General features: G+C 47.4%; 26 protein-coding genes, 1 pseudogene and 2 other annotated features. Of the genes and pseudogenes, 26 read left to right on the top strand and 1 reads right to left on the bottom strand.

The genetic code is table 11. From position 1 onward, the window contains the following. Position 1 precedes the first annotated feature (1 nt). From BR62_RS0110325 to ysxE, 7 genes are all read left to right on the top strand, one after another. Complete coding sequence (locus BR62_RS0110325; RefSeq protein WP_007408154.1) at positions 2 to 832, top strand: cytochrome c biogenesis protein; 831 nt, start codon at positions 2 to 4, stop codon at positions 830 to 832. Between the two features lie 34 nt (positions 833 to 866). After that, complete coding sequence (hemC, locus tag BR62_RS0110320) at positions 867 to 1,808, top strand: hydroxymethylbilane synthase (RefSeq protein ID WP_032870756.1); 942 nt, start codon at positions 867 to 869, stop codon at positions 1,806 to 1,808. Continuing rightward, the gene (locus BR62_RS0110315; protein WP_032870754.1) at positions 1,798 to 2,577 is read left to right on the top strand and encodes a uroporphyrinogen-III synthase; all 780 of its coding nucleotides are present in this window, start codon (positions 1,798 to 1,800) and stop codon (positions 2,575 to 2,577) included. The genes hemC and BR62_RS0110315 overlap by 11 nt, the downstream gene beginning before the upstream one ends. Before the next feature lie 5 nt (positions 2,578 to 2,582). Beyond that, positions 2,583 to 3,557: a porphobilinogen synthase gene (hemB, locus tag BR62_RS0110310; RefSeq protein WP_015240312.1), complete on the top strand. Its 975-nt coding sequence runs from the start codon at positions 2,583 to 2,585 to the stop codon at positions 3,555 to 3,557. Between the two features lie 28 nt (positions 3,558 to 3,585). Then, complete coding sequence (gene hemL, locus BR62_RS0110305; protein ID WP_021494394.1) at positions 3,586 to 4,875, top strand: glutamate-1-semialdehyde 2,1-aminomutase; 1,290 nt, start codon at positions 3,586 to 3,588, stop codon at positions 4,873 to 4,875. A 132-nt stretch (positions 4,876 to 5,007) separates the two neighbouring features. After that, positions 5,008 to 6,768: a LysM peptidoglycan-binding domain-containing protein gene (locus BR62_RS0110300; protein ID WP_032870751.1), complete on the top strand. Its 1,761-nt coding sequence runs from the start codon at positions 5,008 to 5,010 to the stop codon at positions 6,766 to 6,768. Positions 6,769 to 6,801: 33 nt separating this feature from the next. Next, the gene (gene ysxE / locus BR62_RS0110295; RefSeq protein ID WP_032870779.1) at positions 6,802 to 7,824 is read left to right on the top strand and encodes a spore coat protein YsxE; all 1,023 of its coding nucleotides are present in this window, start codon (positions 6,802 to 6,804) and stop codon (positions 7,822 to 7,824) included. 14 nt (positions 7,825 to 7,838) lie between these two features. On the opposite strand, the gene BR62_RS0110290 is transcribed toward ysxE, so the two are convergent. Continuing rightward, positions 7,839 to 8,030 carry a hypothetical protein gene (locus tag BR62_RS0110290; RefSeq protein ID WP_003152639.1) on the bottom strand — a complete coding sequence of 64 codons (192 nt, stop codon included), beginning with the start codon at positions 8,028 to 8,030 and terminating at the stop codon, positions 7,839 to 7,841. A gap of 172 nt (positions 8,031 to 8,202) precedes the next feature. Then, positions 8,203 to 8,424: a binding site (T-box leader), on the top strand. A 58-nt stretch (positions 8,425 to 8,482) separates the two neighbouring features. Between BR62_RS0110290 and BR62_RS0110285 the strand changes: the two genes are divergently transcribed. From BR62_RS0110285 to thrR, 19 genes and pseudogenes are all read left to right on the top strand, one after another. Then, positions 8,483 to 11,125 (top strand): valine--tRNA ligase, encoded by a 2,643-nt coding sequence (locus tag BR62_RS0110285; RefSeq protein WP_020956152.1) that lies wholly within the window; start codon positions 8,483 to 8,485, stop codon positions 11,123 to 11,125. A 58-nt stretch (positions 11,126 to 11,183) separates the two neighbouring features. Beyond that, positions 11,184 to 12,476, top strand: a complete 1,293-nt coding sequence (locus BR62_RS0110280) for a bifunctional folylpolyglutamate synthase/dihydrofolate synthase (RefSeq protein WP_007408161.1) — start codon at positions 11,184 to 11,186, stop codon at positions 12,474 to 12,476. A gap of 139 nt (positions 12,477 to 12,615) precedes the next feature. Next, positions 12,616 to 13,368, top strand: coding sequence for a prepilin peptidase (locus tag BR62_RS0110275; protein WP_007408162.1), 753 nt, complete (start codon positions 12,616 to 12,618; stop codon positions 13,366 to 13,368). A gap of 126 nt (positions 13,369 to 13,494) precedes the next feature. Then, entirely contained in the window at positions 13,495 to 14,496 is a 1,002-nt protein-coding gene (locus BR62_RS0110270; protein WP_032870749.1) for an SPOR domain-containing protein, read from the top strand. A 140-nt stretch (positions 14,497 to 14,636) separates the two neighbouring features. Next, the gene (locus tag BR62_RS0110265) at positions 14,637 to 15,206 is read left to right on the top strand and encodes a Maf family protein (RefSeq protein ID WP_007408164.1); all 570 of its coding nucleotides are present in this window, start codon (positions 14,637 to 14,639) and stop codon (positions 15,204 to 15,206) included. A gap of 31 nt (positions 15,207 to 15,237) precedes the next feature. Then, positions 15,238 to 15,933: a RadC family protein gene (gene radC / locus BR62_RS0110260; RefSeq protein ID WP_007408165.1), complete on the top strand. Its 696-nt coding sequence runs from the start codon at positions 15,238 to 15,240 to the stop codon at positions 15,931 to 15,933. 91 nt (positions 15,934 to 16,024) lie between these two features. Then, positions 16,025 to 17,038 carry a cell shape-determining protein MreB gene (gene mreB / locus BR62_RS0110255; protein WP_003152647.1) on the top strand — a complete coding sequence of 338 codons (1,014 nt, stop codon included), beginning with the start codon at positions 16,025 to 16,027 and terminating at the stop codon, positions 17,036 to 17,038. Between the two features lie 30 nt (positions 17,039 to 17,068). Beyond that, entirely contained in the window at positions 17,069 to 17,932 is an 864-nt protein-coding gene (gene mreC / locus BR62_RS0110250; RefSeq protein WP_007408166.1) for a rod shape-determining protein MreC, read from the top strand. Continuing rightward, on the top strand, positions 17,929 to 18,447 hold the full coding sequence (mreD, locus tag BR62_RS0110245; RefSeq protein WP_007408167.1) for a rod shape-determining protein MreD: 519 nt from the start codon (positions 17,929 to 17,931) through the stop codon (positions 18,445 to 18,447). The genes mreC and mreD overlap by 4 nt, the downstream gene beginning before the upstream one ends. A 53-nt stretch (positions 18,448 to 18,500) precedes the next feature. Further along, complete coding sequence (gene minC, locus BR62_RS0110240) at positions 18,501 to 19,181, top strand: septum site-determining protein MinC (protein WP_003152653.1); 681 nt, start codon at positions 18,501 to 18,503, stop codon at positions 19,179 to 19,181. 2 nt (positions 19,182 to 19,183) lie between these two features. After that, positions 19,184 to 19,987 (top strand): septum site-determining protein MinD, encoded by an 804-nt coding sequence (gene minD / locus BR62_RS0110235; RefSeq protein WP_003152655.1) that lies wholly within the window; start codon positions 19,184 to 19,186, stop codon positions 19,985 to 19,987. A 127-nt stretch (positions 19,988 to 20,114) separates the two neighbouring features. Further along, positions 20,115 to 20,918 (top strand): M23 family metallopeptidase, encoded by an 804-nt coding sequence (locus BR62_RS0110230; protein WP_007408168.1) that lies wholly within the window; start codon positions 20,115 to 20,117, stop codon positions 20,916 to 20,918. Then, positions 20,911 to 21,777, top strand: coding sequence for a M50 family metallopeptidase (locus tag BR62_RS0110225; RefSeq protein ID WP_032866598.1), 867 nt, complete (start codon positions 20,911 to 20,913; stop codon positions 21,775 to 21,777). The genes BR62_RS0110230 and BR62_RS0110225 overlap by 8 nt, the downstream gene beginning before the upstream one ends. Before the next feature lie 58 nt (positions 21,778 to 21,835). Continuing rightward, positions 21,836 to 21,909: a sequence feature (ribosomal protein L21 leader region), on the top strand. A 13-nt stretch (positions 21,910 to 21,922) separates the two neighbouring features. After that, a complete protein-coding gene (gene rplU, locus BR62_RS0110220; RefSeq protein ID WP_003152660.1) occupies positions 21,923 to 22,231 on the top strand; it encodes a 50S ribosomal protein L21 in 309 nt (102 codons plus the stop codon). Positions 22,232 to 22,233: 2 nt separating this feature from the next. Next, the gene (locus tag BR62_RS0110215; RefSeq protein WP_012118103.1) at positions 22,234 to 22,575 is read left to right on the top strand and encodes a ribosomal-processing cysteine protease Prp; all 342 of its coding nucleotides are present in this window, start codon (positions 22,234 to 22,236) and stop codon (positions 22,573 to 22,575) included. 12 nt (positions 22,576 to 22,587) lie between these two features. Further along, positions 22,588 to 22,872, top strand: coding sequence for a 50S ribosomal protein L27 (rpmA, locus tag BR62_RS0110210; protein ID WP_003152662.1), 285 nt, complete (start codon positions 22,588 to 22,590; stop codon positions 22,870 to 22,872). Between the two features lie 317 nt (positions 22,873 to 23,189). Then, positions 23,190 to 23,768, top strand: a complete 579-nt coding sequence (locus tag BR62_RS0110205; protein WP_007408171.1) for a sporulation initiation phosphotransferase B — start codon at positions 23,190 to 23,192, stop codon at positions 23,766 to 23,768. A 31-nt stretch (positions 23,769 to 23,799) separates the two neighbouring features. Then, complete coding sequence (gene obgE / locus BR62_RS0110200; protein ID WP_007408172.1) at positions 23,800 to 25,086, top strand: GTPase ObgE; 1,287 nt, start codon at positions 23,800 to 23,802, stop codon at positions 25,084 to 25,086. A gap of 53 nt (positions 25,087 to 25,139) precedes the next feature. Beyond that, positions 25,140 to 25,362 (top strand): annotated as a pseudogene (gene thrR / locus BR62_RS0110195) (transcriptional regulator ThrR); the annotation flags it as partial.

Below are 25,362 nucleotides of genomic sequence, written 5' to 3'. Positions count from 1 at the left end.
TATGATTGATACAGCAATGGCAAGACTTAATGAAGCGACAATTGTTATTTATGCAGTAAGCGTCCTTTTTTACTTTATAGATTTTCTTCAACACAACCGGAAGGCTGGGAAAATGGCCTTCTGGTTGCTTTCTATTGTCTGGACTCTGCAAACCGTCTATCTTTCTTATTTCATGTGGCAGACGGGCAGATTTCCGGTCTTGAATATTACGGAGGCCCTTTACTTTTATGCGTGGGTGCTTGTCACGCTCTCACTTGTGGTCACGCAGATTCTGCGCGTTGATTTTATCGTGTTTTTCACGAATGTCATCGGTTTCTCGATGATTGCGATCCATACGTTTTCACCGACGGATCAGCATTCGGCCGCTTTTTCCGGCCAGCTGGTCTCGGAGCTTTTGGTCATTCATATTACAATGGCGATTCTGTCTTACGGCGCTTTTTCCCTTTCTTTTGTCTTTTCGCTTCTTTATCAGTTTCAATACTCTTTATTAAAGAAGAAAAAGTGGGGAAAATGGCTGTTGAGAATTGAAGATTTGTCAAAACTTGATTATATGGCTTACGTTTTAAATGTCATCGGGGTTCCGATGCTGCTGTTGAGCCTGATATTAGGCGTGATCTGGGCGTATGTGTCGCTGGAAACGCTGTACTGGTTTGATTCAAAAGTGCTCGGCTCGTTTATTGTGCTGCTTTTATACAGCTACTATTTATATATCAGAATGATTAAGGAACTGCAGGGAAAAGTGGCGGCGTTATGGAATTCAGCATGTTTTCTCGTGCTGATGATTAATTACTTCCTGCTCGGAAGCCTGTCGCAGTTCCATTGGTTCAGTTAACGCACGCGCCCAAACAGATTCGGGAGGAAAGAAAATGAGAACGATTAAGGTAGGTTCCAGACGGAGCAAACTGGCTATGACCCAGACAAAATGGGTGATTAACAAACTGAAGGAATTGAACCCTTCCTATAACTTTGAAATCCGGGAGATTGTCACAAAAGGCGACCGCATCCTCGATGTTACACTGTCAAAAGTGGGCGGCAAAGGTTTGTTTGTCAAAGAGATTGAACAGGCGCTGCTGCATCAGGAGATTGATATGGCGGTTCACAGCATGAAAGACATGCCCGCCGTTTTGCCTGAGGGTCTTGTCATAGGCTGCATACCGAAACGTGAGGATCCGCGTGATGCGCTGATTTCAAAGGGGCATCAAAAGCTGGACGACATAAAAGAAGGGGGCATCATCGGCACCAGCAGTTTAAGAAGAAGCGCCCAGATTCTTGCTGAACGCCCTGATCTTACAATTAAGTGGATCAGAGGCAATATCGATACGAGACTTCAAAAGCTTGAAACGGAAGATTACGATGCTATTATTTTAGCGGCTGCGGGACTTTCAAGAATGGGCTGGAAAGATGATGTCGTATCTGAATTTCTCGAACCGGCCCGCTGTCTGCCTGCGGTCGGCCAAGGCGCTCTTGCCATTGAATGCAGAGAGTCAGATGAGGAGCTTTTGAAGCTGTTTGCGCAATTTACCGATGAGTATACGCAGCGCACGGTGGCAGCCGAACGGGCTTTCTTACACGCGATGGAAGGCGGCTGCCAAGTGCCGATAGCCGGGTATGCGTCCGTCAATGACCGGGATGAGGTTGAATTGGTCGGTCTTGTCGCGTCTCCGGACGGAAAGACGATTTATAAAGAAACAGCGGCGGGACATGATCCGGAAGAAATCGGAAAACGCTGTGCGGCGATGATGTCTGACAAAGGAGCCAAAGCATTAATCGACAGCGTGAAACAGGAGCTCGATCAGGATGGCAAATGACCTTCCTTTACAAGGAAAGACCGTGCTTGTCACTCGGAACAAAAGACAGGCCGCTCCGTTCCGAAAAAAAGTGGAGGCGCTCGGCGGAACGGCTGTTTCCGCTTCGCTGATCGCTTTTCAGGAAGCGCTCCCGGATGAATGTGCGGACAGTCTGCGGGAAGACCTTTCTGAGCCGGGATGGCTTGTGTTTACAAGCGTAAACGGTGTCCGGTTCTTTTTTTCCTATCTTGATCGTCACGATCTTGCGCTTTCGGGACGGAAAAAAATCGCAGCCGTCGGTGAAAAGACTGCGCGCGCCCTGAAAGAGCGGGGAGCCCGGACGGATGCGATGCCTGACGAGTATGTGGCGGAATGTCTGGCTGATACTTTAAAACGGCACGCATCAGCTGCCGAACCCATTTCAGTGATAAAGGGCAATTTATCACGCGATGTCATAAAAGCGGAGCTTGAGCCGCTTGGCTATCAAATAAGGGAATGGGTGTTATACAATACCATTCAGGATGAAAAAGGCATGGACGAGCTGAGACGGGCTGCATCCCGCTCTCATTTTGATTTTATTACGTTTACCAGCTCATCGGCGGTGCATACGTTTATGCACGCGGTCGGAGACGGAGAAAAAGCGTGGGAAAACAGCGGTGCGAGCTATATCAGCATCGGCCCTTTGACAGAGAAAGCGCTCTTGGAATACGGGATCTCATCCCATGTGCCTGACACTTATACGATTGAAGGCATGCTGGACGTCATGTGCAGCATGTCGGGAAAGGATTGATAATGATGAATCAAACATTTAACAGACACCGCCGTTTGCGTGCGAACGCTGCGATGAGAGATTTAGTAAAAGAAACACGTCTTCACCCCTCAGATTTTATTTACCCGTTATTTGTCGTTGAAGGGCTCGAAGGAAAAAAAGAAGTTCCTTCCATGCCGGGGGTTTATCATGTATCACTCGATTTGTTAAAGGATGAAATGGCTGAGCTGATATCGCTCGGCATTAAGTCGGTCATCGTTTTCGGCGTGCCGGAAGAAAAAGACGCCTGCGGAACCCAGGCTTTTCACGATCACGGCATTGTGCAGAAAGGGATTGCTGAAATTAAAAAGCATTATCCTGAAATGATCGTAATCGCTGATACGTGTCTCTGTGAATACACGGATCACGGCCATTGCGGGGTCGTGAAAGACGGAGAAATCCTCAATGACGAGTCGCTTGAACTGCTGGCTCAGACAGCCGTCAGCCAGGCCAAAGCCGGCGCTGACATCATCGCTCCTTCAAATATGATGGACGGTTTTGTCACAGTGATCAGGGAAGCGCTCGACAAAGAAGGATTCACGAATATTCCGATCATGTCTTATGCCGTGAAATATTCAAGTGAATTTTACGGTCCGTTCCGCGACGCGGCTGACAGCACGCCGCAGTTCGGAGACCGAAAAACATATCAGATGGATCCGGCCAACCGCTTGGAAGCGCTCCGTGAGGCTGAATCAGACGCGGCAGAAGGCGCTGACTTTTTAATCGTCAAACCGTCTATGTCATACTTAGATATTATGCGTGATGTGAAAAACCGCCATCACCTGCCGCTGGTCGCATATAATGTGAGCGGGGAGTATTCCATGGTGAAAGCGGCAGCCCAAAACGGCTGGATTAAAGAAAAAGAAATGGTGCTGGAAATTTTAACGAGCATGAAACGTGCAGGAGCCGATCTGATTATGACGTATCATGCAAAAGACGCAGCAAAATGGCTTGCTGAGTAACGATTTCATTTGACGGGAGCTGAGGCAGATGAGAAGCTATGAAAAATCAAAAGCCGCTTTTAAAGAAGCGCAGAAACTGATGCCGGGCGGAGTGAACAGCCCGGTGCGCGCGTTTAAATCAGTCGATATGGATCCGATTTTTATGCAGCGCGGAAAAGGATCGAAAATATTTGATATTGACGGCAATGAATATATCGACTACGTCCTGAGCTGGGGGCCGCTCATTTTGGGTCACACGAACGACCGGGTCGTTGAAAGCCTGAAAAAAGTAGCCGAGAACGGGACAAGTTTCGGAGCATCTACTGAGGTGGAAAACGAACTGGCCAAATTGGTCATTGACCGTGTGCCGTCTGTTGAAATCGTACGGATGGTCAGCTCCGGCACAGAGGCGACAATGAGCGCCCTGCGTCTGGCAAGAGGATATACCGGCCGAAACAAAATTTTGAAATTCGAAGGCTGTTACCACGGCCATGGTGATTCACTGCTGATCAAAGCGGGATCCGGGGTGGCGACACTCGGCCTTCCGGACAGCCCGGGCGTGCCGGAAGGAATAGCAATGAATACGATTACCGTTCCATACAACGACTTGGAAAGCGTTGCACTCGCATTCCGGGAGTACGGTGAAGATATTGCCGGGGTCATTGTTGAACCGGTAGCAGGCAATATGGGCGTTGTTCCGCCGCAGGAAGGCTTTTTACAAGGACTTCGCGACATGACGGAACAGTATGGCGCGCTGCTCATTTTTGATGAGGTCATGACCGGTTTTCGCGTGGATTATAACTGTGCGCAAGGGTATTTCGGCGTGACGCCTGACTTAACGTGTCTCGGCAAAGTCATAGGCGGCGGTCTTCCTGTCGGTGCGTATGGCGGAAAAGCTGACATTATGGAACGAATCGCGCCGAGCGGTCCGATCTATCAGGCTGGAACATTGTCAGGAAATCCGCTTGCCATGACAGCGGGACTTGAGACGTTACAGCAGCTCACACCTGAATCTTACCAAGAATTTGTGAAAAAAGGCGATATGCTTGAAGAAGGCATTTCAAAAGCAGCTGCAGCACATGGCATTCCGCACACGTTTAACCGGGCGGGTTCAATGATCGGCTTCTTTTTCACAAATGAGCCTGTCATTAACTATGAAGCAGCCAAATCATCTGATTTAAAGCTGTTTGCTAAATATTATAAAGGGATGGCTGATGCAGGCGTATTTCTGCCGCCGTCTCAATTTGAAGGATTGTTTCTCTCCACTGCGCATACAATGGAGGATATTGAAAAAACCATTCAAGCCGCTGAGAAAGTGTTCCAGGCGATCAGCCGCTGATACAGAAAAGCCGATGCAAGCAAGACTTGTATCGGCTTTTTTCAATGCCTCCATTATCATATTTTTCCGGATTGCGGCATACACCTTTAGTGACATCTAATTGTATGGATTAGATGAAAGGAGGATATGAACTTGCCGCATAATCACCGATTGCAATTTTCTGTTGAAGAATCAATCTGTTTCCAAAAAGGACAGGAAGTTTCTGAATTACTTTCGATTTCATTAGACCCTGACATCAGGGTGCAGGAAGTAAATGATTATGTCTCAATTAAAGGATCATTAGAACTTACTGGCGAGTACAACATAGATCACAGCAGTCATTTTGAAGAGCTTGACAGGGAGCTGAGGCATGTAGAGGAAGTGAGGGCGAGGGAGGATGGCACGGCCGAGCTCATTCATTGTTTCCCGGTGGACATCACGATTCCGAAAAATAAAGTGAGCCACCTCAATGATGTTTTCGTATTTATCGATGCCTTTGATTATCAGCTGACGGATTCAAGGATCTTAACCATTCAGGCTGATTTGGCAATTGAAGGGCTGCTTGAGGAATCCGAGCCAAAAGAGCCGGAGATCCCTTTGTACGTGGCGCCTGAATTTGCCAGAGAAGAAATGATCAATCTTGCCGGACATCATTCTGAGGACGAAAACGAACCAGAACTAATGATACGCCATGAGCCTGAAATACCTTTGAGTGTATCAAAAGAAGCAGCACAAGAAACCGAGAAGAACGAGGAAGAAACCCCGCCTTTACTCAGGCAGGAGGAAGAAGAGCAGGAAACTGCCTCTATTCTGAGGGAACGGGAAGAAGAAGAGCAGGAAACTGTCCCGATTCTGAGGGAGCAGGAAGAAGAAGAGAAAGAAACTGCCCCGATTTTGAGGGAGCAGGAAGAAGAAGAGCAGGAGACTGCCCTGATTCTGAGGGAGCAGGAAGAAGAAGAGCAGGAAGCAGCCCCGATTTTGAGGGAGCGGGAAGAAGAAGAGCAGGAAGCAGCCCCGATTCTGAGGGAGCAGGAAGAAGAAGAGCAGGAGACCGCCTCGGTTCTGAGGGAGCAGGAAGAGGTGCCGAAACCTGTTTCCTTTACTGAGCCTCCTCCTCCCGTTTCCTTCCAACACGAAGAAGAGCCGGAAGAAGCTGAGGAGCCTGCAATCATGTCGGCTGTGAGGAATGAACCTGTATTTGAGGATGATTCAGCAGAAGTGCAGGAAGAGCCAAAAGATGATAACGAGCCGGTTTTCCCTGCGTTCACTCTGACTCCGCATGCAGAAAAGCCAAAAATTGCGGAACAGCCCTTCCTTCAAAAAGAAGAGCAGCCAGAGGCCGAGCCGCTTCTCCGTCAGAGTGATCATGAGGCGGCAGAAGACGAAGATGAGCCTGCGGTTTTTCAAGAAGAGCAGGCGCCCGTTTATCGCGAGTTCGTTCCGGAACGGCAGGAAGAGGAGTTTTACAGCGCTCCTAAGCTGCTTGAAGAAGAGGCTCATGATGAAGAAGGGTTTGAAATTGAGGTAAGGAAGATGGCGCCGCCGGAGGAGGAAACCGGGAAGCCTCTCGATTTGTCTTTTCAGTTTTCCAAACTGCCGCCTGAGGAGCCGGCGCAAGCTGAACCGCCTGAGCCGCTTAAGTCTGAAAGAAAGAATGAAGAAGCTGCACCGGGAACCGAGCAGAAGGAAAATGACAACTCACATTACTTGACAAAATTATTTACAAGGGAAGAAGAAAAGTTTTCAAGAATGAAAATTTGTATCGTACAGCAGCAAGATACTATCGACCGGGTGTGTGAACGATATGACATAACATCCCAGCAGCTCATCAGAACGAATGCTTTATCGTTTGATGACGAGCTTGAAGAAGGTCAGCTTCTGTATATACCTGAATATAATAACAGCCATGCGTAAGCACAAAGAGGCCGTAAAAATGTGGTGAATGGAATGGAAGCAGTCCAATCAGTGCTTCAGGAATACGGGCTGTCGGCTGAGTATATTGAGCCTGTCAGCCCGCATGTTTGGAAGGTCTACTCAAACTACGGCATTTTTGCTTTGAAACAGCTCAAGCCGGCCCGCAGCAGTGAATTTACGGATCTTATGATTGAGATTGAGGAGAAAGGCTACCGATCATTTGTGCCGATCTGCCGCACGTATGCCGGCGATTTTTTTGCGGGAAGACAGACGGAGAATTCTTATTATTTAATGCCTTGGCTTCAGTACGATCAGGAAGAGGAACGGGATCAAAAACATGTTTACCTTTTTAAAGAGGTCGCGAAGCTCCATTCTGCGACTGTGCGGGACATCCAAATCCGGACTGAAGATATCAGCGGCTTTTATGAAGCAACGAAAAGAGATTGGGAAAATGATAAGCTTGTCTATGAACAATTCGCCGACCGGGCGGAAAAAGAGTGGTATCTTTCACCTTTTGAACTGCAGGCTGTTACGTATCTTACAGAAACGGTTTCCGCCGTCAATTTTGCTCTCGAACGTCTGGAAGAATGGTTTGACGCGGCAAAGGATCATGACAAGACGAGAACGGTGATCAACCACGGCAGCTTATCGAGCCGCCACTTTCTGTATAATGATGCGGGATCGGGCTTTTTCACGAATTTCGAGAAAGCTGCGCTGGGCCCTCCGCAAAATGACCTGCTCGGCTTTTACTCCAGAATGTTCAGAAGCTATCCGAAAGCATGCCCGGAGTGTCTGGACTGGTTTTATACGTATCACAAATCATTCCCGCTCCGTGAAGCGGAAATCAGCCTGTTTCTCAGCTATATGGCTTATCCGTCCGCCATGTACAAAGTGCTAAAACGGTATCAGACCGGCCAAAGGGGCTCTGAAAAAGAAGAGTGCACGCAATTATTAAGAGCGTTTTGGCAGATGAAAAATGTTGAGCCTTTTCTCATGAAGGTTCATCAGATTGAGCGGGAGAAAAAAATAAAAGCGGAAAACGAGTCCTCTTCATAACGGGACTCGTTTTTTTATATCCATTCCAAATGCAGGGCGCACGCTAAAAACAGCAGGATGGCAAGCAGCAGGACATCAAAAGTCGTCGGAAAGAAAATCGTCCTGATCCCCTGAAAGATCGTAATCGGGATAATGACTTGCACGGATACAAGGCGGACCTGTCTGGCCCACTGGGGGAGCGAATAAGAATTGAATTTTTTTCTCACGGGCAATTCCTCCTCACATTCGCCTTTCTATGTATCGTATGTAAGGGAAAGGGCGGGGTGCATGCCCATTTATGTATGACGGCAGCGGTTTTTGGAAAAGATGATTGACGAATCAAAAACACTTTTACTATAATAAAGAACATAATAAATAAGATCATGAGCTGATATAAATACACCTGCTTTGAACGGGAAGAGTACAAGAAAGACGCATGAAGAGAGAGAAGCTACTGTGCTGAAAGGCTTCTTATGCCGTCTCATTGGAAGGTCGCCCGGGAGCATAATTTCTTGAACATACAGTAGAGAAATTCGGGCCGCACCCGTTATCCGTTTAAGTGCATGAACAAATCTGTTCATGAAAAAAGGTGGTACCGCGAAAGAGCTTTTCGTCCTTTATCAGGATGAAGGCTCTTTTTTAGTTGCTCAGCCATTTCTAAACATGCTGGAGGGTTATCATGGATACAAACGAACAAACAATGCCGACAAAATATGATCCGTCTGCGATTGAAAAAGGCCGCTATGATTTTTGGCTGAAAGGAAAATATTTTGAAGCGGGCGGCGATCAAACGAAACAGCCGTATTCTGTCGTTATTCCGCCGCCGAACGTGACGGGCAGGCTGCACCTCGGACATGCGTGGGATACGACGCTGCAAGATATCGTTACGCGTATGAAACGCATGCAGGGCTATGACGTGCTCTGGCTTCCGGGCATGGACCACGCCGGCATCGCCACTCAGGCAAAAGTCGAAGCGAAGCTCCGCGAACAGGGCACAAGCCGTTATGACCTCGGCCGTGAAAAGTTTTTAGAAGAAACGTGGAAGTGGAAGGAAGAGTATGCTGATTTCATCCGCAGCCAATGGGCTAAGATGGGACTCGGACTCGATTATTCACGCGAACGTTTTACTCTTGATGAAGGGCTGAACAAAGCCGTGCGGGAAGTATTCGTCAAGCTGTACAAAAAAGGCTTGATTTACAGAGGCGAATATATCATCAACTGGGACCCTGCCACAAAAACGGCTTTATCCGATATTGAAGTAATTTACAAAGACGTACAGGGCGCGTTTTATCATTTGCGCTATCCGTTAGCAGACGGTTCAGGCTCAATTGAAATCGCGACCACCCGTCCGGAAACGATGCTTGGCGACACGGCTGTCGCGGTTCATCCTGAAGATGAGCGCTACAAGCACTTAATCGGCAAAACGGTGATTCTGCCGATTACAAACCGTGAAATTCCGATTGTCGGCGATGATTATGTTGATATGGAATTCGGATCAGGAGCCGTTAAAATCACGCCTGCCCATGACCCGAATGATTTTGAACTCGGAAACCGCCACAATTTAGAGCGGATTCTCGTCATGAATGAAGACGGAACAATGAATGAAAAAGCGCTGCAATATAACGGCATGGACCGGTTTGAATGCCGCAAAAAACTCGTCAAAGATCTTCAGGAATCCGGTGTTCTCTTTAAAATCGAAGACCATATGCATTCTGTCGGACATAGTGAGAGAAGCGGCGCCGTTGTTGAACCGTACCTGTCCACACAATGGTTTGTCAAAATGCAGCCGCTGGCCGATGCTGCGGTTGACCTTCAGTCAAAAGAAGAGAAAGTTCACTTCGTTCCAGACCGGTTCGAGAAAACGTACCTGCACTGGATGGAAAATATCCGTGATTGGTGTATTTCCCGTCAGCTGTGGTGGGGCCACCGCATCCCGGCTTGGTATCATAAAGAAACAAAAGAAGTGTACGTCGGCCTTGAGGCGCCTGAGGACAGTGAAAATTGGGAACAGGATTCAGACGTGCTTGATACATGGTTCAGCTCCGCGCTTTGGCCGTTTTCTACAATGGGCTGGCCTGATGAAAACGCTGAAGACTTTAAGCGGTATTACTCAACCGATGTTCTTGTAACGGGATATGACATCATTTTCTTCTGGGTATCCCGGATGATTTTCCAAGGTCTTGAATTTACCGGCGAGCGTCCGTTCAAAGACGTGCTGATTCACGGCTTAATCCGTGACGAGCAGGGCAGAAAAATGAGTAAATCCCTTGGGAACGGCGTGGACCCGATGGATGTCATCGACAAGTACGGAGCGGATTCCCTGCGCTATTTCCTGGCAACCGGAAGTTCACCGGGACAGGATCTCCGTTTCAGCTATGAAAAAGTGGAATCCACATGGAATTTCGCAAATAAAATTTGGAACGCCTCCCGTTTTGCATTAATGAACATGGACGGCATGACGTATGACGAGCTTGATCTGTCCGGTGAAAAATCAGTTGCTGATAAGTGGATCCTCACAAGATTGAATGAAACGATAGAAGACGTAACCCAGCTTGCGGATCGTTATGAATTCGGTGAAGTCGGACGCCACCTGTACAACTTTATCTGGGACGATGTGTGCGACTGGTATATCGAAATGGCGAAGCTTCCGCTGTACGGGGAAGATGAAGCGGCGAAGAAAACAACCCGTTCTGTTCTGGCATACGTGCTTGACCAGACGATGCGTCTTCTTCACCCGTTTATGCCATTCTTAACGGAAGAAATCTGGCAGCACCTTCCTCATGAAGGCGAGTCAATCACGATCAGCTCTTGGCCGGTTCCGGTGCCGGAGCATACGGATAAAGAGGCAGCGGCGGATATGAAACTGCTCGTTGAATTAATCCGTTCTGTCCGCAATATCCGGAGCGAAGTCAACACGCCGATGAGCAAGCAGGTTGAGCTTTATATTAAAACAGCTACCGAAGACATTGCCGGCCGCCTTGAGAAGAACCGTTCTTACGTTGAGCGCTTTACGAATCCGAGCACGCTGAAAATCGGGACGGATATCACTGCGGCAGACAAAGCGATGACAGCGGTCGTCACCGGAGCGGAAGTCATTCTGCCGCTTGAAGGGCTGATTAACATTGATGAGGAGATCGCCCGTCTGCAAAAAGAATTCGACAAGCTGACAAAAGAGGTCGAACGCGTTCAGAAAAAACTCGGCAACGAAGGATTCATTAAAAAAGCTCCTGAGCATGTCATTGAAGAAGAACGCGGAAAAGAGAAAGACTACACGGCAAAACGCGAAGCTGTCCGGCAGCGGATTGCAGAGCTGAAAGGCTGATAAAACAGCGGGGCGGTTTCCTAAGAAACCGCCTTGTCGTATAAAAGAGGGGATTTCATTGTTTAATACGTACAAAGAAGCGATCAGCTGGATTCATGGCAGACTCAAGTTCGGCGTTAAGCCGGGCCTTCTCCGTATGGAAAAGCTGATGGAAAAACTGGAACACCCGGAAAAGAACATTCGCGCCATTCATGTGGCGGGCACAAACGGCAAAGGATCAACCGTCGCTTTTATCCGTTCCGTGCTTCAAGAAGCCGGTTATAAAGTCGGCACGTTCACATCGCCTTACATCATTACGTTTAATGAGCGTATCAGCGTCAACGGCACGCCGATTTCTGATGAGGAATGGAGAACGCTCGTTAATGACATAAAACCGATAGTCGATGAGCTTGATAAGACCGATGCCGGAACGGTGACAGAATTTGAAATCATTACAGCGTGTGCATTTTTATATTTTGCGAAGCGGGCTGATATCGATTTTGTCATTTTTGAAGCGGGGCTCGGCGGCACATTTGATTCAACCAATATTGTGAATCCGCTCCTGTCGGTCATTACAAGTATCGGACATGACCATATGGCGATTTTAGGCAATACCATCGAGGAGATCGCCGGGCAGAAAGCTGGTATCATTAAAAATTCCATTCCGGTCATTACGGGCGTCAATCAGCCGGAAGCACTCGGCGTTATTGAAGCGGAAGCCGAAAAAAAGCAGGCTCCGTATCAGTCACTATATAAAACGTGCAGACTGTTTAATGAAGCGGCGCTTCCTTCCGGTGAAAGCTTTTCGCTGGAAACGGAAACGAAATGCTATGAAAACATTCAAACGTCGCTGATCGGCATTCACCAAAGACAGAATGCGGCATTGGCGATATTGGCCGCTGAATGGCTGAATCGCATGGAAGCCGCAGCCATTTCTGAAGAAGCGATACGAAACGGCCTGAAAAAAGCATCGTGGCCGGGCCGGTTTGAACGTCTTCAAAGCCGCCCTTTAGTGTTTGCGGACGGCGCGCATAACGAAGAGGGCGTTGAAACGCTGACAGAAACGATCCGGCAGCGCTTTGCCGGTAAAAACGTCCATGTCGTATTCAGCGCATTAAAAGACAAACCGTATCAGGAAATGATTAAAAAGCTTGAAACCGAAGCGGATTCCATTCACTTTGTATCATTTGACTTTCCGCGTGCTTCAAGCGCCGAAGCCCTTTATAACGCAAGCAGTCTAGCGGATAAGAGCTTCGATGAGAACCCGGACAGTGTGAAAGAATGGATAGAACAAAAAGACGGGGCGGATGATGTCATCATCATTACCGGCTCCTTATATTTTATTTCCGAAATGAGAAAGCGGCTTATCTGACAGCCCCTCGGATGCCCGGCGGACCATTTTACGGTTTTGCCGGGTGTTTTTATGCTGAAAATATATTTTCAGCCATTTCAGTCATGGTGTTTTTCTTTGCTATAATCTGAGCCAGATTGATAGTAAAGGTGTGGTCTGAGTGCTTTTGATTCTGTTTTTTCTCGGCTTGATTTTCGGTTCTTTTTTTTATACAGCAGCGTGCCGTATCCCGCTGCGAATCTCGGTTATTTCGCCGCGTTCAGCCTGTTCGTTTTGCCGCTTGCCGCTCTCCTGGGGGGAGCTTGTGCCCGTCGTTTCCTATATTCTGCAAAGAGGCAGATGCAGAAACTGCCGTGCAAAGCTGTCGGTTATGTATCCGGCGGCGGAATGCTGGACGGCGTGTTTATTCACGGCTGCAGGCATTCATTTCGGTTTCTCAAAAGAACTGTTAGTCGCGCTGTTATTTCTGTCTCTGCTCATGATTGTTACCGTGACGGATCTGCAATATATGCTGATTCCTGACAAGGTTCTGCTGTTTTTTCTTCCGCTTTTTATCGCCGGCCGTATGTTTTCTCCGCTGGATTCATGGTATGCAGGGTTTGCCGGAGCCGTTTGCGGATTTTTTCTGCTTGTTTTTATCATGTTTGTCAGTAAAGGAGGCATCGGCGCAGGTGATGTGAAACTGTTTGGGGTGATCGGCCTGACGCTCGGCGTGAAGCTCGTGCTCATTGCATTCTTTCTTTCCGTTATGATCGGAGCCGTATACGGTATGTGCGCCGCAGCCCGGGGCAGGCTTGGTAAAAAGCAGCCATTTCCGTTTGCGCCGGCCATCTCAGCCGGGAGCGCTTTGAGTTATTTATACGGTGAAGAGCTGTTTTCGTTTTACATCAAGCTCGCTTCAGGCGGGGCTTGAAAAATTTGGCGAACGTTTTTTGGACAAGACGACAAAAGTCTTGTTCTTTTTTTTTTCGCCTATGCTAAAGTGTGAACCATGATCAGTTCAAAGTACGGCCAAGACGAATGCAAGGGGGAAGAGACGTTGAAAAAAAGGAAGAGCAAAAAGCACAGCAAAGCCAAAAACAATGCCCTTAAAGTAACCATTAACGGACAAGAAGAAACGATGTATGGACAAGAAGATGTGAAAGAAGGCGGGGAGAAAACCGTCACATTTTCAAATTGGGAAGAAACAAAAAAGGCGGAGCAGGAGACCGCCGCATCCCATGAAGATCCGAAAGAAGAAGATTTCAATTGGGATCATGAGAAGAATTCTGAGGTATTTGAAGATGACCCGAAAGTCGTTCCGCCATACCAGAAGAAAAAAAACGGCCCTCATTTTCCGAAAAAAAAGCAGCCGTCTTCTCCAGTTAAAAAAGCGGTCACGACAATTGCCGTTGCGGCTGTTTTAGGCACCGGGCTCGGCCTTGTCGCCTTAAATATGTCGGGAAGTAAAGAAGCCTCCGCTCCCGCATCAGCTGACAAAGGTTTACAAGGGCAGACGGCGAAAGCGGGAGATGTTTCTAAAGACAAATCTGAAACAGCCGGCACAGGAGATGCGGAATCTTCAGAGGGAAACTATAAAACATATGCGGTGCAGGCCGGAAAATTTTCATCAGAAAAAGGAGCGCAAACGCTTGTTGACCAGCTGACTGAAAAAGGATACTCGGCCGTCTCTCTGGCTAAAGAAGACGGATACACATACGTGATCGCCGGGCTTGCAGCGGAAAAAAGCCTATCACAGCAATTGGGTCAGACACTGATAGACCATGATTTTGAGGCTTGGGGCGGAAAAGAGCTCAGCTTTGCGGTCGATTCAGGACTGGAAGACTCTTTTAAACAAGCATCTGAGCTCTCCGCCAAAGCGATTACCGGCAAAGATCTTTCAAAAACGGAAGTGGCTGAAGCGGCAAAAGCGGCAGACGGTGCAGACGCCGCTGACAAAAAGCAGAAAGAGGCCGTGCTTCAAGCGCTGAAAGAACTGGAAACGCCGGGTTCGGAATCCGGCTGGAAAGCCCAAAAAGAGCTTTTAAGTGTTGTAAAATAGTATCTCATTTCCCGTCATCCGGCGGGATTTTTTATTTTGTCATCAAAAAGTTATTTTTCTGAAATTGTGGTTGCCCGTTTGATTTGGTAGGATAGACAAGTATCTTTTTTTCTTAAGCAAACCCTGAAAGGATGACAATCATGACAAAACGCTTAATACTCGCATCACAATCTCCGCGAAGAAAAGAACTCCTTACTCTTCTTCAGATTCCTTACAGCATTATTGCAAGCCGCACAGAAGAAAAATTAAATCGAAACCTTTCGCCGGAAGAAAACGTCCAATGTTTGGCCGAGCAAAAAGCCGGAGCTGTATTGGCCGAAAATCCCGATGCAGTCGTTATCGGGGCTGACACGATGGTGTGCATAGACGGCGAATGCCTCGGCAAACCGCATGACAGAGAAGAAGCGGCACACATGCTGCGGAGGCTTTCCGGCCGAAGCCATCAAGTTATTACGGCGGTCAGCATTCAGACGCATGACCGGAAAGAAACGTTCTGTGACACGACGGAAGTGACGTTTTGGCCGCTCAGTGAAGACGACATACAGCTCTACATTGAAACAAAAGAACCGATGGATAAAGCAGGTGCATACGGCATCCAAGGAAAAGGCGCGCTTTTAGTGAAAAAAATAGACGGTGATTTTTATTCTGTCGTCGGGCTTCCTGTCGCTAAAACAATGAGAGCCTTGAAAGAATTTAATATAAAAGCTTGATGTTCAAACCGGGAAGGGGAACAAGGAGGGGTTGATCATCCGTGATCTGCCGTTAAAATTAAGAGATTTCCCCGAAAAAGAAAAACCGAGAGAGCGGCTTCTGCACTTCGGAGCCGAACATCTCTCTAACAATGAATTGCTCGCCATCCTGCTGCGGACGGGAACGAAACATGAGTCCGTCATGAACCTCGCTCACCGGCTGCTGCGGACGTTTGACGGGCTGCGACTGTTAAAAGGCGCCTCTGCCCAGGAGCTTTCCAGCATTCCGGGAATCGGCACGGTGAAAGCCGTTCAGATTCTTGCCGCAATTGAGCTGGGGAGCCGCATTCATAAGACATCCGCCGGGGAGCATTGCGTCATCCGCTCTCCGGAAGACGGGGCGAAGTATGTGATGGAGGATATGCGCTTTTTATCCCAGGAGCATTTTGTCTGTTTATATTTAAATACCAAAAATCAAGTCATTCATAAACGCACCGTTTTTATCGGAAGTCTGAATTCATCTATTGTCCACCCGCGGGAGGTGTTTAAAGAAGCTTTCAAACGATCCGCCGCGTCCTTCATTTGTGTTCACAATCATCCTTCAGGAGATCCTACACCGAGCAGGGAAGATATAGAGGTAACCAGGCGGCTTTTTGAGTGCGGCAATTTAATCGGCATCGAGCTGCTGGATCATTTGGTCATTGGTGACAAAAAATTTGTGAGTTTAAAGGAAAAAGGATATTTGTAACACTTTTTTTTTCGTTGATTTAAGATATAATAGATTTTATGAGTTTTTCCCTTTAGGGTATTTTTGCTTTAAGAAAGGAAGATACATACATATGTTCGGAATTGGTACAAGAGACCTTGGTATAGATTTGGGAACCGCGAATACGCTTGTGTTTGTTAAAGGAAAAGGAATCGTAGTGAGAGAGCCGTCTGTCGTTGCTCTGCAAACGGATACGAAGTCCATCGTTGCGGTCGGTAACGATGCGAAAAACATGATCGGAAGAACTCCGGGCAACGTGGTCGCGCTCCGTCCGATGAAAGACGGCGTTATCGCTGACTATGAAACAACTGCGACAATGATGAAATACTACATTAATCAGGCTGTGAAAAATAAAGGATTGTTTGCGAGAAAGCCTTACGTTATGGTGTGTGTGCCGTCAGGTATTACGGCCGTTGAAGAACGGGCGGTCATCGACGCGACAAGACAAGCGGGCGCACGTGACGCTTATCCGATTGAAGAACCGTTTGCAGCAGCAATCGGCGCGAATCTTCCGGTATGGGAGCCGACGGGCAGCATGGTCGTTGATATCGGCGGCGGAACAACTGAAGTGGCGATCATTTCTTTAGGCGGCATTGTCACGTCTCAGTCAATCCGCGTAGCCGGTGACGAAATGGACGACTCAATCATCAGCTATATCAGAAAAACATATAATCTGATGATCGGTGACCGTACGGCGGAAGCCATTAAAATGGAAATCGGTTCAGCAGAAACCGGTGAAGAAAATGCGTCAATGGAAATCCGCGGCCGCGATCTTCTGACAGGTCTGCCGAAAACGATCGAAATTACGGGAACGGAAATTGCAAATGCACTGCGTGATACAGTTCTCTCAATCGTTGACGCGGTGAAGAGCACGCTTGAAAAAACACCGCCTGAGCTGGCCGCTGATATTATGGACAGAGGTATTGTATTAACAGGGGGAGGCGCCCTGCTCCGCAATCTCGACAAAGTCATCAGCGACGAAACGAAAATGCCTGTTCTTATCGCTGAAGATCCGCTGGATTGTGTTGCGATCGGCACTGGAAAAGCACTGGAGCACATCCATCTTTTCAAAGGAAAAACAAGATAATCAGGAGTTAAATAGAAGAGGTGTATCACGATGCCGAACAAACGGTTAATGCTATTACTTCTGTGTATTATCATATTGGTGGCTATGATTGGATTCTCGCTGAAGAACGGCCGTAATACCACCTGGCCTGAAAAGCTGATCGGTGATACGACGGGAGTATTTCAAAACATTTTTCACACGCCTGCCGAATATTTTGCAGGGTTCTTCGGGGACATAAAAGACCTGAAAAACACGTACAAAGAAAACGAACGCTTAAGACAAAAGCTGGACGGACAGACACAATATGAAGCGAAGCTCCAAGAACTCAAAGATGAAAACAAGAAGCTGCGTGATGAACTCGGGCATGTCAAATCAATTTCCGACTATGATCCGATTTTAGCGACCGTTATCGCCAGAAACCCTGATCAATGGTACAAGCAGATCATGATCAATAAGGGAACGAAGCAGAAAGTGGCCAAAGACATGGCTGTCACGAACGAAAAGGGTGCGCTGGTCGGGAAGATCAAAAGCAGCGGACTCAACAGTTTCACATCCGCCGTTCAGCTGCTGAGCGATGTTGACCGCAATAACAGAGTGGCCACCAAAATCTCCGGCAAAAAGGGAAGCAAAGGCTACGGTTTAATTGAAGGGTATGATAAAAAGAAACAGACTCTGAAAATGACCATCCTTGAGCCGGATGAAAAACGTGAAGTGAAAAAAGGCGACCTCGTGGAGACATCCGGAACGGGCGGCGTATTTCCTCAAGGGCTGACGGTCGGGGAAGTGACCGATGTAGAATCAGATGCTTACGGCCTGACGAAAATCGCTTACGTGAAACCGGCTGCCGACTTGTACGATCTTGACCATGTCATCGTCGTGAACCGAAGCGTAGCAACAGGGGAGGAAGGATCGTGAAACGTTTCCTTCTCCCTTTGATTATGATTTTGGTCTTTTGTGCGGAAAGCATCTATACCGATCTGGTGCGTTTTCCTTTCGTTTCCGTCGAGCAGCAGGTCGTTCCGCATTTTCTTTTGCTTGCGCTGATTTTTATGTCCGCTTATATCAACCAAAAGCATGCGGTGATCTACGGTTTGATTTTCGGATTTCTTTATGACATCAATTATACGGGTGTTTTAGGCGTTTATATGTTTGGTTTTGCCGGTTTATGCTATCTGGCGGCCAAAGCGTTTAAAGTGCTGCAGACAAACGCCCTGATGGTCATTCTGGTTGCGGTGCTGAGCGTATGTGTGCTTGAATTTTACGTCTACGGCATTCAGACGTTAATCCGCAGCGGCACAATGACATTTAACGATTTTGTCATTCAGAGGTTCTTGCCGACCGCTTTGCTGAATATTGCGGGAGCCGTTATATTAGTCCTGCCCTTCAGGCTGTTTTATATAAGTCTGAAGAAAGAATTAAGAGATGAGTAAAAAGGATTTTATCTTTTTTTGACGAAAAGAGTATGTTGTTGAGGTGAACATTGATGAAGACCAAAAAGCAGCAATATGTAACAATAAAAGGAACAAAAAACGGCTTAACATTGCATCTGGATGATGCGTGTTCTTTTGATGAGCTTCTCGATGGTCTTCAAAACATGCTGTCGATTGAACAATATACTGATGGCAAAGGCCAAAAAATCAGTGTTCATATTAAACTCGGGCATCGGTATCTGTATCAGGAACAGGCAGAGCAGCTGACTGATCTGATCGCGTCAAAGAAAGATTTAGTCGTGCATTCAATTGACAGTGAAGTCATCGCCAAAGAAGAAGCGCAGCGGATGAAAGAGGAGCAGGAAATTGTTTCTGTTTCCAAAATCGTCCGTTCGGGCCAGGTGCTTCACGTGACGGGAGATTTGCTTTTAATCGGAGATGTGAATCCCGGCGGTACGATCAGAGCCGGAGGAAATATATTTGTTCTCGGTTCATTAAAAGGGATTGCCCACGCGGGTTATAACGGAAATAACCGGGCTGTGATCGCCGCATCAGAAATGATGCCGACACAATTGAGGATCAATCACGTGTTAAATCGCTCCCCAGACCACATTCAAAAAGGGAACGACATGGAATGTGCTTATTTAGATACTGACGGAAATATGGTCATTGAACGCCTTCAGCAATTGGCTCATTTAAGACCTGATCTAACAAGGCTTGAGGGAGGAATGTGAAATTGGGTGAGGCTATCGTAATAACTTCGGGAAAAGGCGGAGTAGGTAAAACAACAACATCTGCAAACCTCGGTACCGCCTTAGCCATTTTAGGGAAGCGCGTCTGTTTGGTAGACACAGATATCGGACTGCGCAACCTTGATGTCGTAATGGGTCTTGAAAACAGAATTATTTACGACTTAGTAGATGTAATTGAAGGCAGATGCAAGACGCATCAGGCGCTTGTCAAAGACAAACGTTTTGATGATCTGCTTCATTTAATGCCGGCTGCCCAGACAAGCGACAAGACGGCTGTTGTCCCTGAGCAGATCAAATCGCTTGTGCAGGAGCTTAAGCAGGAATTTGATTATGTCATTATTGATTGTCCGGCCGGAATTGAACAAGGCTATAAAAATGCCGTCTCCGGAGCTGATAAGGCGATTGTTGTGACGACGCCGGAAATATCAGCGGTGCGGGACGCTGACCGCATTATCGGACTTTTGGAGCAGGAAGATATCGAACCGCCGCGCCTTATCGTGAACCGCATCAGAAATCATCTGGTGAAAAACGGTGACACGATGGATGTGGATGAAGTTGTTCATCATCTGTCTATTGATCTCCTCGGAATCGTTGCTGACGATGATGAAGTGATCAGGGCTTCAAATATCGGCGAACCGATTGCCATGAATTCCAAAAACCGCGCCAGCATTGCGTACCGCAATATCGCCCGGCGCATTTTAGGAGAATCCGTTCCTTTGCAGGTGCTTGAAGAGCAGCAAAAAGGGATGATGGCGAAAATCAAGTCATTTTTCGGCGTGCGTTCATAATATATACCAGAATACAAAGATCTGATGAAGCCCAGCTTGTCAGGTCTTTTTTGTTTTTCAAGAGCGCATATTTGCAATGGACAAGACATAGGATGTACAAACCCAACGATTGCAAAGGATGATGGCGATGAGTCACAGAGCTGATGAAATTAGAAAAAGACTGGCCAAAAGAAGAAAACAGCGGCCTGAATCAAAACGGACTTTCGTTCAAAACGCCCAAACGCAGAATTTTCCCGCGTGGCAGACGGTCAAGGAGCAGGAAAAGCACAAACTTCTTCCGGACTACGAATATCAAACGGAACACCCGCCCGAATTTAACGGACGGCATCCATTGATCAGCGCTCATTCTATTATTTTAAAATGCCTGCTGGCCGCCTGTCTCGTACTGATCTCCGCTATTGCCTATAAAACTGACAAACAGCCGCTGAGTCAGATCAAACCGGCGATCGCACAAACCTTTCAAAAAGAATTTCAGTTTGCTGCCGTAAGCAATTGGTTCGTATCTTCCTTCGGAAACCCGCTCGCTTTTCTTACGCCGGGAACGAAAAAGAAGGACGGTCAGGTGGCGGTCAGTCAGGATATGGCCGTTCCTGCCGCGGGGAAAATCCAGCAGGACTTTCAAAATAACGGAGAAGGCGTCGTCGTCGAAACCGCCAGCGAAGCCATTGACAGCGTAAAAGAAGGCTACATTATGGAAGTGAGCAAAGATAAAAAAACAGGGCTGACGGTGAAGGTGCAGCACGCCGACAATACCAGCAGCATTTACGGCCGGCTAAAAGATGTTAACGTTTCATTGTACGACTTTGTCGATAAAGGGAAAAAGATCGGTTCGATCAAGCTCAACGATAAAAGTAAAGGCCAGTACTATTTCGCGATCCAGGATGGCGATAAATTCATAGATCCGATCCAGGTGATCACATTTGATGAATAAATGGCTCATCCTCCTTTTTAAAATTCATGTCCATCCTTTTCTTTGGATTATCATGGGGCTTGGTCTTATGACGGGGCACATCAAAGCGCTGCTGTGTCTTTTGCTGGTCGTATCCGTTCATGAGCTGGGGCATGCTGCTCTGGCTGTGTTTTTTTCGTGGCGCATTAAACGAATCTTTCTGCTCCCTTTCGGCGGGACGGTTGAGGTGGAGGAGCACGGAAACCGGCCGCTTAAAGAGGAATTCGCGGTCATTCTGGCGGGCCCGCTTCAGCATGTGTGGCTTCAGGCGGCAGCCTGGCTCTTTTTCATGTCAGGCTTTGCAAGTGAGCAGACATTTGAGATGTTTACCTTTTATAATCTCTCCATTCTTTTCATCAATCTTTTGCCGATCTGGCCGCTTGACGGCGGAAAGTTCGTGTTTTTATACTTCTCTAAACAAATGGCTTTTCAAAAAGCGCATCTCCTCAGCCTGCAGACATCGGCCGTTTCCGCGCTTTTGCTCTGCTGCTGGGTTGTGCTGGCCGTCCCCCTTCAGGTCAGCGCATGGGTGCTGTTCGTCTTTCTCGCCGCTTCTTTATGGGATGAATACCGGAAGCGGCATTATATTCAGCTGAGGTTTCTTTTGGAGAGATACTACGGCAAAAACCGCGATGTCGCCATGCTGCATCCTTTGACGGTCGCGGCCGATGCCAAAGTAAAGCATGTCATGGCCGAATTCAAACGGGGATGCAAGCACCCCATTATCGTTGAAAAAGCCGGCGAAAAGCTCAGCCAGCTCGATGAAAATGAAGTGCTTCATGCGTATTTTGCCGATAAACGGACAGATTCCTCTATGGAAGACCTGCTGCTGCCTTACTAGAAATAGATTGACATATCCTTTTGGTTCTGATATATTTTTTAATGTTATGGATGTAGCACCAATGCTACAACCGCTCGGGACAGGTGATAAGAGCTTTAAAGCCCCCTGTTGCTGGCGAGTCTTAGTCTAATAGGAGGTGCAGAGAATGTACGCAATCATTAAAACAGGCGGAAAACAAATCAAAGTTGAAGAAGGTCAAACTGTTTACATCGAAAAACTTGCTGCTGAAGCAGGTGAAACAGTGACGTTTGAAGACGTATTGTTTGTTGGCGGAGACAGCGTGAAAGTCGGCAACCCAACAGTTGCAGGCGCGACAGTTACAGCTAAAGTTGAAAAACAAGGCCGTGCGAAAAAAATCACTGTTTTCCGTTACAAGCCAAAGAAAAATGTTCATAAAAAACAAGGTCATCGTCAGCCTTATACTAAATTGACAATCGAAAAAATCAACGCGTAAGCATGATTGAGGCAACAATTCGAAGATCCCGGAATGACGGGGGCATATTGTCCTTTGAAATGACGGGACATGCCGATTTTGCTGAACATGGACGAGATCTCGTATGCGCCGGGGTCACGGCTGTCGTTTTCGGAGCGGTCAATGCGGTTATCGCGCTGGCTCCTCTCGAACCGATTCTTGATATAGGCGAGGACGGGGGTTATTTCTACTTTGAATTCCCTGAAGCCGCTGATCAGGAAGCTTTGCAAAAAGCGCAGCTGCTGATTGAAGGCATGATTGTTTCTCTTGAAACGATCGAGCGGGATTACAGTGAACACTTACGGTTGACTGCAAACCAAATATAGGAGGTGAGTTACATGCTTAGATTAGATCTTCAGTTTTTCGCTTCTAAAAAAGGTGTAGGTTCTACAAAGAACGGACGTGACTCTGAATCTAAACGTTTAGGCGCTAAACGTGCAGACGGTCAATTCGTAACAGGCGGATCTATCCTTTACCGTCAACGCGGAACGAAAATCTACCCAGGTGAAAACGTGGGCCGCGGAGGAGATGACACTCTTTTTGCTAAAATCGACGGAACTGTTAAATTCGAACGTTTCGGCCGTGACCGCAAAAAAGTGAGCGTATATCCTGTAGCTCAATAATGACACAAAAAACTCCGGTCGTTGACTGGAGTTTTTTTTGCAGTAAGCGGAGTAACATCAAGAATGAAAAGCAGAGGATGCGTGAGTGAACCCCGCCTTGAATGAGGACATCAGCTTCCCATACCCACTGGATATGTTCCCCAAGCAGTGATACCAAAAATGTTTCTGCCTGGCATCCGCATTGTATGCGATCCGAAAAAGGAACATGATGAACCAGGAAAAACAAGTGTTTTTTTAACAAAGCCTTCTCTGTTATAATTCATAGTACACACTTATCAAGACTCCTAAAAAGAAATTAAACGATTGGGAGTGCGAAAATGAAGGATGTATCGAAGAAACAAGAAGAACCTGTAAGCGATGCGGCTCTGATCAATGAGCTGATCCAATTAATGGGCCATTTCCGTCATGATTGGATGAATAAGCTGCAGCTGATAAAAGGAAACTTAAGTTTGCAGAAGTATGACAGGGTCGTTGAAATTATTGACGAAATGGTCATAGATGCAAAGCACGAATCAAAGCTCTCAAACCTGAAAACCCCGCACTTGGCGTTTGACTTTCTTACATTTAATTGGAAGTCCCGTTATATGAGGCTCGAATACGAAGTGCTCGGAGAAATTAAAGATTTATCGGCATATGATCAAAAGCTGTCGAACCTGATGAGAAAACTGTTTCATCTGTTCGGTCTGGCGGTAAACAATGAAAGTGAAAATCATCTGACCGTATCGCTGCAGACGGATCACCCTGACAGACAGCTTATTGTATATCTCGATTTTCATGGAACGATTGCAAATGCAGATGTGTTTGATGAATTTCGCAAATCCCGGCATGAGGACTTTGATGTCATGCAATTTGAGCTGACCGGCCATGAATGTGTGGCCGAAATTGGAATGAACTAGCGGTTTTTTACGGTTTAGAACGGAGGATATTATGTTTGTAGATCAGGTGAAAGTATATGTAAAAGGCGGCGACGGCGGTAACGGAATGGTTGCGTTCCGCCGTGAAAAATATGTGCCGAAAGGCGGGCCTGCCGGCGGTGACGGAGGTAATGGAGGCGACGTCGTTTTTGAGGTTGATGAAGGACTGCGCACGCTCATGGACTTCCGGTACCAGCGGCATTTCAAAGCGATACGCGGCGAGCACGGCATGTCTAAAAACCAGCACGGCAGAAATGCGGACGATATGGTTGTTAAAGTTCCGCCCGGCACAGTCGTAACGGATGACGATACAAAACAGGTCATTGCTGATCTGACAGAGCACGGGCAGCGCGCCGTCATCGCAAAAGGCGGACGCGGCGGACGCGGAAATACCCGCTTTGCAACACCGGCCAACCCGGCACCGCAGCTGTCAGAGCACGGAGAGCCCGGAAAAGAGCGCTATATCGTGCTTGAACTGAAAGTACTTGCAGACGTAGGTCTCGTCGGCTTCCCGAGCGTCGGAAAATCTACGCTTCTGTCTGTCGTTTCATCGGCAAAGCCGAAAATCGCCGATTATCATTTTACAACGCTTGTTCCGAATCTGGGCATGGTGGAAACGGATGACGGAAGAAGCTTCGTCATGGCGGATCTGCCCGGTTTGATTGAAGGAGCGCACGAAGGAGTCGGCTTAGGCCACCAATTTCTCCGCCATATCGAACGGACGCGCGTCATCGTTCACGTCATTGACATGTCAGCGATGGAAGGCCGTGATCCGTATGAGGATTATGTCACCATTAATCAGGAGCTCAGTGAATATAATCTGCGGCTGACGGAGCGTCCGCAAATTATCGTTGCGAATAAAATGGACATGCCCGAAGCGGCTGAAAATCTTAAAGCGTTTAAAGAAAAGCTTCAGGATGATCACCCTGTCTTTCCGATCAGCGCTGTGACGAGAGAAGGGCTCCGCGATCTTCTGTTTGAAGTCGCCAACCAGCTGGAAACAACGCCTGAATTCCCGCTGTATGATGAAGAAGAACTGGCGGAAAACCGCGTAATGTACACGATGGAAGATGAAGAAATTCCATTTAACATTACGCGTGATCCGGACGGCGCGTTTGTGCTTTCAGGTGACAGCCTGGAACGCCTCTTTAAAATGACTGATTTCTCCCGTGACGAATCCGTCAAGCGTTTTGCAAGACAGATGCGCGGTATGGGCGTTGATGAAGCGCTCAGAGAACGCGGTGCTAAAGACGGCGATATCATCCGGCTTCTGGAATTTGAATTTGAATTTATTGATTAAAAAAACGGAGAGCTTGCAATGCAGGCTCTCTGATGTAAAAGGGAGGGGTGCAGGTGAAAGAAGAGACATTTTATTTAGTGCGTGAAGACGTTCTGCCTGATGCGATGCGGAAAACCCTTGAAGTCAAAAAGCTGCTCGACAGAAAAAAGGCTGAATCGGTTGCAGATGCTGTGCAGAAAGTTGATTTAAGCAGAAGCGCTTTTTACAAATACCGAGATGCGGTTTTCCCTTTTTACACGATGGTTAAAGAACAAATAATCACACTTTTCTTTCATT

The sequence above is a fragment of the Bacillus sp. UNC69MF genome (assembly GCF_000746035.1).
In the GTDB taxonomy this organism is placed as follows: domain Bacteria; phylum Bacillota; class Bacilli; order Bacillales; family Bacillaceae; genus Bacillus; species Bacillus velezensis.
The sequence above is the reverse complement of the archived record's forward strand: the minus strand, read 5'-3'. Positions and strand labels throughout refer to the sequence as shown.